The following is an 11,691-nucleotide window of genomic DNA, read 5'->3' as shown; positions in this document are numbered from 1 at the left end:
CGATTATATCCAACCAGGCGGAGTTTGCGGGCATTCAAGGAGCCGGAGGAGTTGACGCACGGCGGAAGCGTCAGGTTCCAACGGCAGAATGCGGGTCAGCCGCATCATGGTTCACTCCGCCTGCCGCTGGAGGCCTGCCTCCCACCGCTCGCGTTGGTGGCTATCCGCAGCAGACGCCCTAAACACCGCCTGCCATCGAAGACCCGATATGAAGCAGCGGTCATGGTACCCTGCGGATGCGGTTTCGCAACCGCATAACAGATGCAAGGCCGCTTCGCATCCCGCCTCTCTTACGGCGCCCGCCCTACCGAAAAGGAGCACCCAGCATGCCAGACATCCTTCCCAGCCCTATCCTCGCAGGCCAGACCGCCGTCATCACCGGAGGCGCGTCCGGCATCGGCAAGAGCATCGTCCAGCGTTTCCTGGAGGCGGGCGCGAACTGCCTGGCCGCCGACCTCAACGAGGAGGCCCTCGCCGCGCTCAAGCAGGAGTTCGCCGCGTACGGCGACAAGCTGGACGTCGTCAAGGTCGACGTGTCGGACCGCGACGCCGTTGAGGGCATGGTCGACCGCGCCGTGCAGACGTTCGGCCAGATGGACGTCATCGTGAACAACGCCGGCATCATGGACAACCTGCTGCCCATCGCCGAGATGGACGACGACGTGTGGGAGCGCCTGATGAGGGTGAACCTCAACAGCGTCATGTACGGCACCCGCAAGGCCGTGCGCTATTTCCTCGACCGCGGCGAAGGCGGCGTCATCATCAACACCGCGTCGCTGTCGGGCCTGTGCGCCGGGCGCGGCGGCTGCGCCTATACGGCCTCGAAGTTCGCCGTCGTGGGCCTGACGAAGAACGTCGCGTTCATGTACGCCGACACCGGCATCCGCTGCAACGCCATCTGCCCCGGCAACACGCAGACGAACATCGGCGTGGGCATGCGCCAGCCCAGCGAGCGCGGCATGGCGAAGGCCACGACGGGCTACGCCGGCGCCACCCGCTCCGGCACTCCCGAGGAGATATCCGCCGCCGCCTTGTTCCTGGCCTCCGACCAGGCCGGGTTCATCAACGGCGAGACGCTCACCATCGACGGCGGCTGGAGCGCGTACTAGGTTCCCTCGCGCGGGCGCGCGGTACGGCACCAGGGCGAACCTGCTCGGCGTGCGCCGACGGCGAAGATGCTCGCAGCACCGCATCGGCAGGCCCCTTGCTCGCACAGGCGCATGTCGCGGCGCAAGGAAGGCGATGATCAAGCGCGGCCCTTCCGCGTTGGCACGCCATGGTGCGCGCGACGTTTGCAGCCAAAGGTAAGGCGCACTTTGAGAACCATTGACGCAAAATAAGGACCCCGGTGCCAAAAACGGGCCGGTTTGGCAATCCATACAGGAAAGATAGGTTTAAGAGAAAGAAAACCGACCTGGGCAAACGCTCTCCTTGCGGGCCGCTGGGCCTCGAAAAGACCCAAACATCCCCGACAAGGTTGCCAAACCGGCTCGTTTTTGGCAAAGAAGGGCCTTTTCTGCGTCAGCAGCAGGCAGGGGAACCCGCCACCGCGGGCGGGCGCCTCATGCGCCGGCGCACCCTCCGAGACCGCAGTAACCCTGCTGGCGAAGGGCCTCGTAGACCGCCACGGCCGCGGCGTTGGAGAGGTTGAGGCTGCGCAGGCCCTCTCGCATGGGGATGCGCACGCAGCGGTCCGCATGCGCCTCGATGATCCCCAAGCCCAGGCCGCGGCTCTCGCGGCCGAACACGAGGAAAGCGCCCGGCCCGTAGGAGACCTCGGCGAAGGAGCGGTGCGCCTGGCCGGTGAACAGATACAGCTCGGAGCCGCCGTGCGCCTCGAAGAACGCTTCGGCGCACGGCCAGCGTACAAGTTCAACCTCGTCCCAGTAGTCACAGCCGGCACGCGCGAGCTGCTTGCTCGTGAGGCGGAAGCCCATCGGCTCCACAAGGTGCAGCCGCGTGCCCGTGCAGGCGCACGTCCGCGCGATGTTGCCCGTGTTCTGCGGAATCTCCGGCTCTACGAGGACGATGTTCAACGGCTCGCTCACAGCCCCTCCGCCTGCCTGGCCATCTCTTCCTCCAACTCCTCGGTGAGCGAGAACCACTCCTCCTCGGCGGCGGCCAAGCGCTGCTTGATCTTGGCGTGCTCGGCCACGGCGTCGGACGAGGCATCCTCGTTGATGTAGAAGTCCGGGTCGGCCATGAGCTCCAGGAGCTCCGCCATGCGCGCGTTGTCGCGCTCCATCTGGCGATCCAGCTCGGCGATGCGCTTGCGGTGGTTCTTCAGCGCGGCGTAGGCGCGGTTGCGCGCCTCGGCCTCGCGGCGCTTCTGCTCCTTGGTCTTGGGCGCGCTCTCACGCGGGGCCGTGAGCTCGACGGGCTGGCCGGCGGGTTTCGCGGCGTCGACCGCTGCCGAGGCCGGGCGATCGCGGCGGTTCACGTTCACCACCGTCTTGGAGCCGGATCCGCCTGGCCCCTTCGCGGCCTTGCCGCCTTCGCCCTTGCCAGGGCCGCCCTCCCCCATGACCTCGTCCACGAGCGAGCGCTCCTCGGGCGCGGGGCCGTCCAGCTGGCCGCTCTTGAACAGGTAGTAGTCGTAGTCGCCGTCGTAGTTGGTCACGCGGCCCGGCTCCACCTCCACGATGCGGTTCGCCACGCCCTTGATAAGGTGGCGGTCGTGCGTGATGAAGAGTATGGTGCCCTCGAACGCCTTGAGCGCCTGCTCCAGGATGTCGGCGCTCGCAATGTCCAGGTGGTTCGTGGGCTCGTCCAGGCACAGCAGCGGCCGGGGCGCCACGAGCATCTTCGCCAGCGCCAAGCGGCTCTTCTCGCCGCCGGAAAGCACGCTCACGCGCTTGTCCACCGCGTCGCCCGTGAACAGGAACGCGCCCAGGAGCGTGCGCACCTGGGAGATGGTCCAGCCGGGCGCCACGCGGTCCAGCTCCTCGAACACGGTGTTGCCGGGGTGCAGCTCCTCCAGCTGGTGCTGCGCGTAGTACGTCTTCGTCACATGCACGCCGTACTCGATGGTGCCCGCGTCGGGCGCAAGCGCGCCGGCCACCATCTTCAGCAGCGTGGACTTTCCCGCGCCGTTGGGGCCCACGAGCGCTATCTTGTCGCCGCGGTACATGGTGAAGTCGAAGCCGTCGTACACCGTCTTCTCGCCGAAACGCTTCACCAGGCCGCGGGCGCGCACCACCTCGTCGCCGGTGCGCGGGGGCTGCTTGAAGTTGAAGTGCACGGTCTTCTTCTCCTCGGGAAGCTCGATGCGCTTGATCTTCTCCAGCTTCTTCACGCGATCCTGCACCTGCTTGGACTTCGTGGCCTTATAGCGGAACTTCTCGACGAACGCCTCCATATGGGCGATCTCCTCGGCCTGCTTGGCGGCCTCGGCGCGCAGGCGCTCCAGGCGCTCCTCGCGGATGCGCAGGTAGTCCGAGTAGTTGCCCTTGTAAAGGTTCACCTGGCCGTTGTCCACCTCGGCCACGCGGTCCACCATGTTGTCCATGAACGCGCGGTCGTGGCTCACCACCACCACGGTGCCGGCGTAGCCGCGCAGGAAGCCCTCGAGCCACTTCACGCTCTCCAGGTCCAGGTGGTTCGTGGGCTCGTCGAGCAGCAGCACCTCGGGGTTGCGGATGAGCAGCTTCGCCAGCGCGATGCGCATCTGCCAGCCACCCGAGAACTCCGTGGTGGAGCGGCGCAGGTCGGCCTCCTTGAACCCGAGGCCGAACATGACGCTGCGCACCTTCGCCTCGATGGTGTAGCCCCCCAGCACCTCGTAGGCGTCGCGGGCGCGCCCGGCGGCGGCCAGCTGCTGCGGCGTCGGGTCCTCACCCAGCTCGTGCTCCAGCTTGTAGAGGCGCCGCTCGGCTTCCAGCACCTCTACCTGGGAGGACATGACCTCCTCGAAGATGGGCTGGTCGGCCATCTCGATGGCCTCCTGCTCCAGGTAGCCCACGCGCGCGCCCTTGGCGAACAGCACGCGGCCCTCGTCGGCGTCCTCCTGGCCGGATATGATGTTGAGCATGGTGGTCTTGCCGGCGCCGTTGGGGCCCACGAGCGCCAGGCGCTCGTACTCCTCAAGGCGGAACGTCACGTCGTGGAAGAGCTGGCGCCCTCCGAACGACTTCGCTATATGTTCGAGCTGCATGATCATGGTGCGTGCGTGCTTTCTGTCGCAGGTTTCATCGCGGCGCCGGAGGAGCCGGCAGCGCCTTTGCCCGCCCGCCCGGCGATGCGCGGTCGGCCAGGGGGCGCAACTTGTCTATGATAGCGGAAGAGGCCGCGTGCGGCTAACGGCTTCGCCGATCCCAGAAAGCAACCACGAACGAGCACGATGGGAGGCACTTCGCATGACCAGGAATCCGAACACCAACATCGCCGACCTCCATCCGGCAGACGCAGCCCGCACCGCCTCGAAGGCGGATCATCGCACACTCGGCTCGCTTCTGGCCGCGGGGTTCATCATCATGGTGTCGTTCATCGTCCGGCACTTCTACCAGTAGCGCCGCCGCAGCCTCGTCGGGGCGTTTTCGCGCAACCCCTTGACTTGGAGTGTGCTCCATGTGCTTCAATGCGGGGCGGAGCGGGAAAGGAGCCACAAGATGAAGATCGCGGAAGTGAGCAAGCAGTACGGGTTGAGCGCCGACACCCTGCGCTATTACGAGCGCATCGGCCTCTTGCCAGGAGTCACGCGCAATGCGAGCGGCATACGCGACTACAGCGAGCAGGATTGCGCACGCGTGCAGTTCGTCAAGTGCATGCGCGGTGCCGGCGTGTCCATCGAGGCGCTCATCGAGTACATGCAGCTGTTCGAGCAGGGCGAGCAAACGGCAACTGCGCGCAAGACGCTGCTGGAGGAACAGCGCGAGCTGGTGGAGAAGCGCATCGCCGACATGCAGGCCGGCCTCGATCGCCTGAACGCCAAGATAGAGAACTACGAGGAGATGCTGGCCGCCGAGCGCGTGATCCGCGGCGACGCATGAGAGCTCTCGCCCACGGCGGAGCACCCAGTTGTCGGCAAGTTTTGAAGATTCCCGGCAAGAGCTCGAAATCAGCCCTTGCACAATGACGGAACTACCGTTAGAATATCCAAGCACGTTGCGACAACGCAGCGAAAACGGTCGCTTGGCTCAGCGGGAGAGCATCGCCTTCACACGGCGGGGGTCACAGGTTCAAATCCTGTAGCGACCACCATGAAATAGCAGGCCAGAAGCATATCTTGCTTCTGGCCTTTTCGTTTCCCAACAGATGACGCCCCGTCCGCAAATCATACGCAAATGAATATCGGCAGGCTATCCTGACCTCGATAATGAGAGTTTCCAGGCTTGCCCTGCCTCATGCACCGCCTGTATAGCAGAACGCCCAAAAGGCGAGGCCGAAGAGGGATATCACCGTGACGGCTGCGAGTATATAGCCCGACCAGCCCTCCCGCGGCCCCTTCTCTATCGCGTTGTCCAAGAGGCGCCCCAGCATTTCGCTCCTTCTGACCAAACGCTCAAGCGGGCCGACAAGCTCCGAGACCAGGAAGGCCGCGAAGATCATGAGAGGAAACGAGAACACGAGGAAAAAGCCTATCGGGTTTGCGAGGATCGCCAGCCCGCTCGGATCCAACTCGATTCCCAGCCATTCGAACATCCCCGCTCCTCTCTAGGGCACTCGCAGGGTGAAACGCCAAGCGCAGCTGCAGGTGTCATCGGTTACATCAGGATAACAGCTCAGGCAGGTGCAGGCCAGACGCTCGTCGATGCCGCGGGCGAACGCCGGATGCTCCACGACTCCCACTTGCTTGCAGGGATGGTAGCCCAACCCTTTGCCATGGCGCGCCTGCTGCACGCGGCACGTCTCGATGCGGTACACTACGGCGCCCTCCTCACGGCGCACGGTGCACGCGTTCGCCACCGACTGGAAGCGCAGCGGCAACGCTGCGGCCAGGCCGTCCAGGCCGGGATGCTCCCCCAGCCCCAGCAGCGCCTTGAGCCGCCACGCCTCGGTGAGCCCGAAGCGCTCCCACGCCTCGCAGTCGTAGCGCATGGCCGCCTCCATGCCAACGTCGCGCTCCGTCGCCTGGAACCACACCCCGTCGAGCGCGATGGCGTTTTTTGCGTATGCCTCGGCTAGCTGCTCCAACTGCTCCCGCGACAGATGCGCCAACGCTTCGTTCATGGAAGGCCCCCTTCGTCAGATCCCCACACAGTGAGAGCAGCTGACACGGCCACGCCGCATGCCGCCTCTGCCACGATCGACCACTCCACAGCAGAACCTCCTTCACCTGCGGCCGTCCGGCACCCCGGCAGACCTTAGCCGAAATAGATGCCGATGAGCTGCGCATCCGAGTTGAGCGATATCTGGTAGACGACCGTGGCGTTCTCGTATACGGCAGCCATGCGCACCACGGTTCCGGTCACGCCCCCTTGGGTGAGATCGGACACGTACGCTTTACCGAACGACACGAACGCGCCCCAGTTCTCGCCGACGGCGGCACGGGCCTGGTCGATACCCTCCTTGGACAGGGCCTTCGCCATGGTTTCGTCCGACAGCGCGCGCAGGGCGTCGAAATCGTCCGCGTCGAGCAGCGTCACAACCTCCTGCGCACGCTCCACGGCAGCCTGCTCGTCGAGCCCGGTTGCAGCGCCGGGCGACGTCGCCTTCGGGAACACCCACCAGGCGGCCGCCGCGAGCACCGCCACCACCGCGACCACCGCGACGGCCGCGACGCCGGCCGCCCTCAGACGACGGCGCTTCCTGCCGGCGGCGAGCTCGCCCTCGGACAAGCCCTCGTTGAACTCGCGGGCGACCTCGCGCGGGTCGCCCATACGGGCCTCCACCTGCCCCCACGCCTCGCCCGCGGCGAGCGCAGAGGAGATGTCGGACTCCAGGTCGTGCACGAACTCGTCGCGGCGCGCCTTCGAGCACGCCAGGCGCTTCGCCACCGCTTTCGCATAGGCCTTCTCGTTCATCGCTCCTCCTCCATGATCGACCGCACGCATCCGTCGAACTCGTTCCATACCGCGTACATCTCGTCCAGGGCCTCTCGGCCCTGCTCCGTGATGGCGTAGTACTTGCGCGCGGGCTCTTTCGCCGTTTTGGCCGCTAGGCGGCTCGCCACCAGGCCGTTGTCCTCCATCCGGTACAGAATGGGGTACAGCGTGCCCTCCTTCAGCGACACGGTGCCGTCCGAGCGCTCGCACAGCTCGCCGATAAGCTGGTAGCCGTACTTCTCCTCGTGCTCGAGCAGTTTCAGCACGAGCATGTCCAGCGCGCCCTTCTTCATCTGCTGGGCGAACCTCTGCTGCATCGACGCTCCTCGTTTCTGTTACTTAGCATTACTAAATATAGATGATCGTCCCACGCTGTGCAACGGGTGAAACCGCAAGCGGCAAGAGGAACCGCGAGCGGCCGCGCGGAAGAACCGCTATACTGGACGGCAACGTTTTGCCCGCATGATACATGAAAGAGACTTGAACCCATGAGCATCGACAGCTACGAAGCCAGCCGCAAGCGCTCCGACGAGATCCGCGCGGACCTGCCCGAGCACCCCGAGAAGTACACCATGTTGACCGGCGACCGCCCCACCGGGCGTCTGCACCTTGGCCACTACTTCGGCACCATCCGAGAGCGCGTGGCGCTGCAGGATATGGGGATAACCACGCGCATCATCATCGCCGACTACCAGGTGATCACCGACCGCGACACCACGGCGAACATCGCCGACAACGTGCGCAACATGGTGGTGGACTACCTGGCTTGCGGCATCGATCCCGAAAAGACCATCATCTTCACGCATTCGGCGGTGCCGGCCCTGAACCAGCTTATGCTGCCGTTCCTGTCGCTCGTCACCGAGTCCGAGCTTCTGCGCAACCCCACGGTGAAGGCCGAGCAGGACGCCTCGGGCCACGCGCTCACGGGCCTTCTGCTCACCTACCCCGTGCACCAGGCGTGCGACATCCTGTTCTGCAAGGGCAACATCGTGCCCGTAGGCAAGGACCAGATGCCCCACATCGAGCAAACGCGCCAGATAGCCCGCCGCTTCAACGAGCGCTACGGCCACGTGTTCCCCGAGCCCGACGGCCTGCTGAACGACGCGCCGGCCATCCCCGGCCTGGACGGCCGCAAGATGTCGAAGAGCTACGGCAACGCCATCAGCCTGTCGGCGACCGACGCCGAGACGGCGAAGCTCATCAAGAAGTCGCAGACCGACGCCGACCGGAACATCACCTACGACCCCGAAGGCCGCCCCGGCGTGTCGGCGCTGCTCACCACGGCAGCGCTCTGCACGGGCCGCACGGAGGCCGACATCGCCGCCGAGATAGGCGACGGCGGGTCGGGCACGCTCAAGAAGTACGTCACCGAGAGCGTGAACGCCTACCTGGCCCCCATCCGCGCGCGCCGCGAGGAGCTGCTGGGCGACCTGGACTATATCGAGGACGTGCTGCACGAGGGCAACCGCCGCGCCAACGAGATCGCGGACGCCACGCTCGACGAGGTGCGCGAGACCATGGGCATGGTGTACTAGGCGGCACCTAAGAACAGCATATTGAAAAAGGCCGGGTGCAGGAAGCATCCGGCCTTGTCTTCTCTGGTGGGCCCAGCAGGACTCGAACCTGCAACCAAGGGATTATGAGTCCCCTGCTCCGCCATTGAGCTATAGGCCCTCGAACAGCGCCTCGCCATTCTATATCAAAATCGACCCCCTTGCCAAGAGAACGTCGCGCCCGAGCGAAAAACCCCGCAAGGCAACGACAACCGCGCGTCGAGCGAAGGAGCTTAAGCACCCTGGGCCGGGGCAGATCCTCCCATGAGCCTTAGCAGCAGCAAGGACAGCGCCGCGCCGGTCAGGCTCACCGCCACGAGGGTAGCCGAGAGGACCGCAGGCGCGCTTTCCATGAGGCCGCCGATGAGCGGCGTGCCGAAGCCAGCCAGGTTGCCCATGAGCATGAACAGCCCGATGGCCGCGCCGGCGAAGGCGGGCGATGCGGGCGTCTCGGGCACGATGGTGAACCCCACCGCCGGCATGATGGAGAGGGCCAGCCCGCCCAGCAGCATGAAGGGGACGATCTGGTCGACCGTGTACACGTAGGCCCCGCCCAGCACCGCAGCTGCCAGCGCCATGCTCGCCGCCAGCAGCATGATGCGTCCGCGCAACGTGCGCACTCGCACGAGCACGAGCCCTGTGGCTAACGCCCCCGAGATCATACCGATGGTGAGCAGGCTCGTATATGAGTTAGCCTCGGCGGCACCCAGGCCGAGCTGCGTCTGGCAGTAGAGCGGCGCCAGCGTCAGAAGCGACAGCACGCCGACGTTGTACAGGAGGAACACGGACGACACCACCCAAGTGGCGGGCGACTTCAGGGCACCGGCGAGCGAGGTCAGCAGGACGCTTCCTCCCGCGCCCGCTCCCGCCTCCGGCCGCGGCCCCTCACGCACCGCAAGTGCATAGACCGCCGCCAGAGCCGCGGTCAGCGCCGCGCACAGCCACCAGAGGCCCTTCCAGCTGGACGCCACGGCCGGGTCGATGACGAGGTTCGCCACGTTGAGCACGGCAAGCATGCCCAAATCCATCCAGCACGACCAGACGGCCATAGGGATGCCGCGCCTCTCGGGCGGGAAGGCCTCCGCGATGATGGCCGGCGAGACGACGCCGGTGAGCCCGTAGCCCACGCCCTCGAGCGCACGCGACGCCAGAAGGGGGCCGATATCGGTGCAGAGGGCGCCCACCGCGCTGCCGAGCGCCGCGCACGCCAGGCCGAACAGTCCCACCCGCTTCGGCCCGAACCGGTCGGCCAGACCGCCCGCCGGCAGCACCAGGACCACGGCTACCACGGTGCACACCGTGACGAGCCAGCTCCCCGCGCTCGCACCGATCCGGGTTATAGGACAAAAAGTGTGTCCGACAAACCATCTTTTTCCCAGTTCAATCTGAAGAAATCACACTGAAAAGTTGTTTCGCCCCAACTTTTCACCCGGACAAAAAGTGTGTCCGGTTTGCGCTTGACACGCCTGTTCAAGATAGCTTTTCGGAGAGAAAAGTTCATCTTGGGCAGGAGCGGACGAGTGGATAACCCGAAGTGCGGCGCGTGCGGCGGTGCGATGAAGCGCAACGGCAAGACGAAAGCGGGCGCGCAAAGGTGGAGGTGCAAGGCATGCGGGGCATCCACGACGCACCGTATCGACAATTCGGCGAAGGAGCTCGACGCCTTCCTCCGATGGCTCTTCTCCAAGCGCGGCCAAGAGGACTTCGGATGCTCGTCCAGGACGTTTCGCAGGAAAGCCGCCAGATTCTGGCAGATGTGGCCCCTGCCCTCCTACACCGGGGAGGTGTGCGACGTCGTGTTCTTGGACGGCATCTGGATCTCGGGGCTCGTCGTGCTCATAGCCTGCACCAAAGAGCACGTGCTCGCCTGGCACCTGGCCGAGAGCGAGAACTCCGGCGCCTGGGCGGCGCTCATGGCCAAGATGGCCCCGCCGCGCCTGGCCGTCTCCGACGGGGGCGCCGGGTTTGCCAAGGCGGCGCGCGCCATGTGGCCGGGCACCTGCGTCCAGAGGTGCACGTTCCACGCATTCTGCCAGGTAAAAAGGTGCACCACCTCGCGCCCCAAGCTGGAGGCGGGCAAGGAGCTCTACGGCCTCGCCAAGAAGCTGCTGAAGGCCAAGGACGCCGGATCGGCGGCAGCGTGGCTGGCCGAGTACGCGGAGTGGTGCTCCAAGTGGGAGGGGTTCCTGCGCGAGTTCGCGCTCGAAGACGGCAAGAGGCGCTACGTGCACCGGGAGCTGAGGAAGGCCCGCCGCGCGCTCAACGGCCTCGTGCGGTCGGGGACGCTGTTCGCGTTCGTGGAGATGGCCGAAGAGCGGGGCGGCGAGTGGGACTCCACCTCCAACATGATAGAGGGAGGCGTGAACGCGCAGCTGCGCGAGATGATCCGAAACCACCGCGGGCTGTCCAGGATGCGGCGCGTCAAGGCGATCTTCTGGTGGTGTTACGCGCACGCCGGGTCGCCCCTCCCTGCCGCCAGGATGCTGAAGGCCATGCCCACCGACGATGACGTCGAAGGGCTGTTCGCGATGGCCTCCAAGCCCAAGAGGCGGGATGGCGGGACGCCTGACGAATACGGTGCGGGAGTAGCCTGGGGAGAGTTCCACACGGCGGTCGAGTACCGTCAGTGAACAATCGGGCCGGACACACTTTTTGTCCTATAACCCACCGATCCCCAGGTCTGCCGTAAGCAAGCTCAACGAAGCCGACACCTTGAAGAGGTTCATGACGATGACAATGCCCGCCGCAATGGCCAGCACGCCCATCAGCATCGAGCTACGGCGTGCGCTCCTGCGCGCCGCTCCCCTGTCCGAAACGCCCATGAGTCCCCCGACCCCCTGTTTGTCCCACTCGCCGGCTCTTGTCGGCTCCTGGCCCCTGCGCCGCACGTCGCCAAGCCAGTTTCGGGATCGCATTCCGCCTTCGCAGCTCCGAAAAGAAAAAGGCCAGAAGCGCGTTGCTTCTGGCCTGTGGTTTCATGGCTCCCCGGGTAGGATTCGAACCTACAACCCTCCGGTTAACAGCCGGATGCTCTGCCGTTGAGCTACCGAGGAATGAGCCTTGGCGCTTCCCGTCTCGGTCGCGCGCAAGTGAAGATTATACCGGAACGCAGCCTTTGCGCAAGACCGAATTTGCGTAAATTCACTTACCCTCAA

The 11,691-nt window shown here is 65.5% G+C and carries 13 protein-coding genes and 3 tRNA genes; 6 read left to right on the top strand and 10 right to left on the bottom strand.

The genetic code is table 11. The annotated features are described in order from the left end of the window. Positions 1-326: 326 nt before the first annotated feature. Positions 327-1,109 carry a glucose 1-dehydrogenase gene (locus tag BN3560_RS12990; protein ID WP_096228375.1) on the top strand — a complete coding sequence of 261 codons (783 nt, stop codon included), beginning with the start codon at positions 327-329 and terminating at the stop codon, positions 1,107-1,109. 453 nt (positions 1,110-1,562) lie between these two features. Here BN3560_RS12990 and BN3560_RS12985 read toward each other — a convergent pair whose 3' ends face one another. Next, positions 1,563-2,048 carry a tRNA (cytidine(34)-2'-O)-methyltransferase gene (locus tag BN3560_RS12985; protein ID WP_096228374.1) on the bottom strand — a complete coding sequence of 162 codons (486 nt, stop codon included), beginning with the start codon at positions 2,046-2,048 and terminating at the stop codon, positions 1,563-1,565. Further along, positions 2,045-4,159 (bottom strand): ABC-F family ATP-binding cassette domain-containing protein, encoded by a 2,115-nt coding sequence (locus BN3560_RS12980; RefSeq protein WP_096228373.1) that lies wholly within the window; start codon positions 4,157-4,159, stop codon positions 2,045-2,047. The genes BN3560_RS12985 and BN3560_RS12980 overlap by 4 nt, the downstream gene beginning before the upstream one ends. 196 nt (positions 4,160-4,355) lie before the next feature. Between BN3560_RS12980 and BN3560_RS14435 the strand changes: the two genes are divergently transcribed. From BN3560_RS14435 to BN3560_RS12970, 3 genes are all read left to right on the top strand, one after another. Beyond that, on the top strand, positions 4,356-4,508 hold the full coding sequence (locus BN3560_RS14435) for a hypothetical protein (RefSeq protein WP_154270301.1): 153 nt from the start codon (positions 4,356-4,358) through the stop codon (positions 4,506-4,508). A gap of 99 nt (positions 4,509-4,607) precedes the next feature. Further along, positions 4,608-4,988, top strand: a complete 381-nt coding sequence (locus BN3560_RS12975) for a MerR family transcriptional regulator (protein WP_096228372.1) — start codon at positions 4,608-4,610, stop codon at positions 4,986-4,988. A gap of 136 nt (positions 4,989-5,124) precedes the next feature. Next, a tRNA-Val gene (locus BN3560_RS12970) sits at positions 5,125-5,199 on the top strand. A gap of 141 nt (positions 5,200-5,340) precedes the next feature. Here BN3560_RS12970 and BN3560_RS12965 read toward each other — a convergent pair. From BN3560_RS12965 to BN3560_RS12950, 4 genes are all read right to left on the bottom strand, one after another. After that, positions 5,341-5,640 (bottom strand): hypothetical protein, encoded by a 300-nt coding sequence (locus BN3560_RS12965; RefSeq protein ID WP_096228371.1) that lies wholly within the window; start codon positions 5,638-5,640, stop codon positions 5,341-5,343. Between the two features lie 12 nt (positions 5,641-5,652). Beyond that, a complete protein-coding gene (locus BN3560_RS12960; RefSeq protein WP_096228370.1) occupies positions 5,653-6,168 on the bottom strand; it encodes a DUF6125 family protein in 516 nt (171 codons plus the stop codon). 134 nt (positions 6,169-6,302) lie between these two features. Next, a complete protein-coding gene (locus BN3560_RS12955; RefSeq protein ID WP_096228369.1) occupies positions 6,303-6,962 on the bottom strand; it encodes a DUF3887 domain-containing protein in 660 nt (219 codons plus the stop codon). Continuing rightward, positions 6,959-7,300: a PadR family transcriptional regulator gene (locus tag BN3560_RS12950; protein ID WP_096228368.1), complete on the bottom strand. Its 342-nt coding sequence runs from the start codon at positions 7,298-7,300 to the stop codon at positions 6,959-6,961. Before BN3560_RS12950 ends, BN3560_RS12955 begins: the two co-directional genes overlap by 4 nt. A gap of 171 nt (positions 7,301-7,471) precedes the next feature. On the opposite strand from BN3560_RS12950, the gene trpS reads away from it, so the two are divergent. After that, positions 7,472-8,518 (top strand): tryptophan--tRNA ligase, encoded by a 1,047-nt coding sequence (gene trpS, locus BN3560_RS12945; protein WP_096228367.1) that lies wholly within the window; start codon positions 7,472-7,474, stop codon positions 8,516-8,518. 64 nt (positions 8,519-8,582) lie between these two features. Here trpS and BN3560_RS12940 read toward each other — a convergent pair. Together BN3560_RS12940 and BN3560_RS12935 are read right to left on the bottom strand one after the other, a co-directional pair. Next, positions 8,583-8,657, bottom strand: a tRNA-Ile gene (locus BN3560_RS12940). 112 nt (positions 8,658-8,769) lie between these two features. Further along, complete coding sequence (locus BN3560_RS12935; RefSeq protein ID WP_269456926.1) at positions 8,770-9,867, bottom strand: MFS transporter; 1,098 nt, start codon at positions 9,865-9,867, stop codon at positions 8,770-8,772. 189 nt (positions 9,868-10,056) lie between these two features. Between BN3560_RS12935 and BN3560_RS12930 the strand changes: the two genes are divergently transcribed. Next, entirely contained in the window at positions 10,057-11,166 is a 1,110-nt protein-coding gene (locus tag BN3560_RS12930) for an IS1249 family transposase (protein WP_096228278.1), read from the top strand. Positions 11,167-11,193: 27 nt separating this feature from the next. Here BN3560_RS12930 and BN3560_RS14430 read toward each other — a convergent pair whose 3' ends face one another. Next, complete coding sequence (locus BN3560_RS14430; protein ID WP_157780589.1) at positions 11,194-11,358, bottom strand: hypothetical protein; 165 nt, start codon at positions 11,356-11,358, stop codon at positions 11,194-11,196. 156 nt (positions 11,359-11,514) lie between these two features. Further along, positions 11,515-11,589, bottom strand: a tRNA-Asn gene (locus BN3560_RS12920). Between the last annotated feature and the right edge of the window lie 102 nt (positions 11,590-11,691).

The sequence above is a fragment of the Gordonibacter urolithinfaciens genome, from assembly GCF_900199375.1.
Lineage (GTDB): Bacteria > Actinomycetota > Coriobacteriia > Coriobacteriales > Eggerthellaceae > Gordonibacter > Gordonibacter urolithinfaciens.
This window is presented reverse-complemented; position numbering and strand designations above follow the sequence as displayed.

Coding starts and splice junctions, on each gene's coding strand:
- BN3560_RS12990 (WP_096228375.1), top strand. CDS start 327: ATGCCAGACATCCTTCCCAGCCCTATCCTCGCAGGCCAGACCGCCGTC.
- BN3560_RS12980 (WP_096228373.1), bottom strand. CDS start 4,159: ATGATCATGCAGCTCGAACATATAGCGAAGTCGTTCGGAGGGCGCCAG.
- BN3560_RS14435 (WP_154270301.1), top strand. CDS start 4,356: ATGACCAGGAATCCGAACACCAACATCGCCGACCTCCATCCGGCAGAC.
- BN3560_RS12975 (WP_096228372.1), top strand. CDS start 4,608: ATGAAGATCGCGGAAGTGAGCAAGCAGTACGGGTTGAGCGCCGACACC.
- BN3560_RS12965 (WP_096228371.1), bottom strand. CDS start 5,640: ATGTTCGAATGGCTGGGAATCGAGTTGGATCCGAGCGGGCTGGCGATC.
- BN3560_RS12960 (WP_096228370.1), bottom strand. CDS start 6,168: ATGAACGAAGCGTTGGCGCATCTGTCGCGGGAGCAGTTGGAGCAGCTA.
- BN3560_RS12955 (WP_096228369.1), bottom strand. CDS start 6,962: ATGAACGAGAAGGCCTATGCGAAAGCGGTGGCGAAGCGCCTGGCGTGC.
- BN3560_RS12950 (WP_096228368.1), bottom strand. CDS start 7,300: ATGCAGCAGAGGTTCGCCCAGCAGATGAAGAAGGGCGCGCTGGACATG.
- trpS (WP_096228367.1), top strand. CDS start 7,472: ATGAGCATCGACAGCTACGAAGCCAGCCGCAAGCGCTCCGACGAGATC.
- BN3560_RS14430 (WP_157780589.1), bottom strand. CDS start 11,358: ATGGGCGTTTCGGACAGGGGAGCGGCGCGCAGGAGCGCACGCCGTAGC.